The organism is Pseudokineococcus marinus (assembly GCF_013004605.1).
Classification (GTDB): Bacteria; Actinomycetota; Actinomycetes; order Actinomycetales; family Quadrisphaeraceae; genus Pseudokineococcus; species Pseudokineococcus marinus.
In genome coordinates, this window is record NZ_JABEMA010000507.1 from 1 (window position 1) to 1,439 (window position 1,439).

Below are 1,439 nucleotides of genomic sequence, written 5' to 3' on the forward strand. Positions count from 1 at the left end.
ACGGCCGCGGCGCCGGAGCCGCCCGGTGAGCGCCGCAGGGCCGGGCGCCCAGGCGCTCGTCGTCGCCCCCGTCGTGCTGCCGATGCTCGTCGCCGGGCTCCTCGTCCTCCTGCGGGGGACGTCCGGCGCCGGGTCCCCGGCCCTCGCCCGCTGGGCCGGCGTCGCGACGAGCGGCGCCGTCGGCGTCGTCGCCGCCCTGCTCCTCGCGCGCACGCTGTCCGGCGAGGTGCCCGCCACGCAGGTCGGGGGCTGGGTGCCCGGCCTCGGCATCGCCCTGGCCGCCGACGTCTTCGCCTCCGCCGTCCTCCTCGCCGTCTCCCTCGTCGTGCTCGCCGGCCTCGTCTTCGCGGGCGGCACGCGCGAGGACCGGGCGCCCGCCCTCGTGCCCCTCGTCCTCGTCATGTCCGCCGGCGTGCACGGGGCGCTGCTCACGGCCGACCTGTTCAACCTCTTCGTCTTCGTCGAGGTCATGCTCGTCCCGAGCTACGTGCTCCTCCTCCTCGGCCGGCGCCGCACCCGGCGGCGGCTGGCGGCCGCCCGCCTCTACGTGGCCGTCAACCTCCTCGCCTCCACCGTCTTCCTCGTCGGCGTGGGCCTCGTCTACGCCGCCAGCGGCACGGTGGCCCTCGCCGAGCTGGCCGCCGGGCCCGCCACCCCCGCCCGGCAGGCGGGCGTCTGGCTGCTCCTGCTCGCCATGGGCGTCAAGGCCGCCGCCGTCCCCCTCCACGGGTGGATGCCCCGCAGCTACGCCGTCGCCGGCCCCGCCGTCCTCGCCGTCTTCTCCGGCCTGCTCACCAAGACGGGCGTCGTCGTCCTCGTGCGGCTCGACGCGCTGCTCCTGCCCGAGGGCTCGCTCGTGCCCCAGGTCGTGCTGGTGGTCGGCCTCGTCACCGCGGTGGTCGGGGTGCTCCTCGCGGTCGGCGAGCACGAGATGACCACCGTGCTCGTCGCCCACATGGTCAGCCAGGTCGGGTACCTGCTCGCCGCCCTCGGGCTGGCCGGGACGGCGGGGACGGCGGCGCTCGTCGTCTTCCTCCTGCAGTACGTGCTCGTCAAGGCGGCCCTGCTCATGGTCGCCGGGGCGGTCGAGACCCGGTACGGCACGACGGCGCTCGAGCGCCTCGGCTCGCTCGCCCACCGGGAGCCGGTCCTCGCCGTCGCCTTCGCGCTGGCCGCCGCCGCCCTCGCCGGGCTGCCCCCGACCTCGGGCTTCGTCGCCAAGCTGGCGCTCGTCCTCGCGGCGGGCGAGGACGGGCGGTGGGTCACGGCGTCGGTGCTCGTCGCGGTGAGCCTGCTCACGCTCGTCTCCATGCTCATTCCTGTAAGCCGACTTCCAGTCGGCGAGCCGGAGCTCGCTCAAGGCGCTGGCCACGACGACGCCCTCGCCGCCCCGCATCCGATCGTCGGCCGGTCAGCGTCTCGCTGACGATCGTGAAATG

Annotated in this window: 1 protein-coding gene; it reads left to right on the top strand. The window is 76.2% G+C overall.

Annotated features, from left to right (window positions below; genetic code table 11):
* Positions 1-25: 25 nt before the first annotated feature.
* A complete protein-coding gene (locus tag HLB09_RS17060; RefSeq protein WP_171204481.1) occupies positions 26-1,426 on the top strand; it encodes a complex I subunit 5 family protein in 1,401 nt (466 codons plus the stop codon).
* The last annotated feature ends 13 nt before the right edge of the window (positions 1,427-1,439 follow it).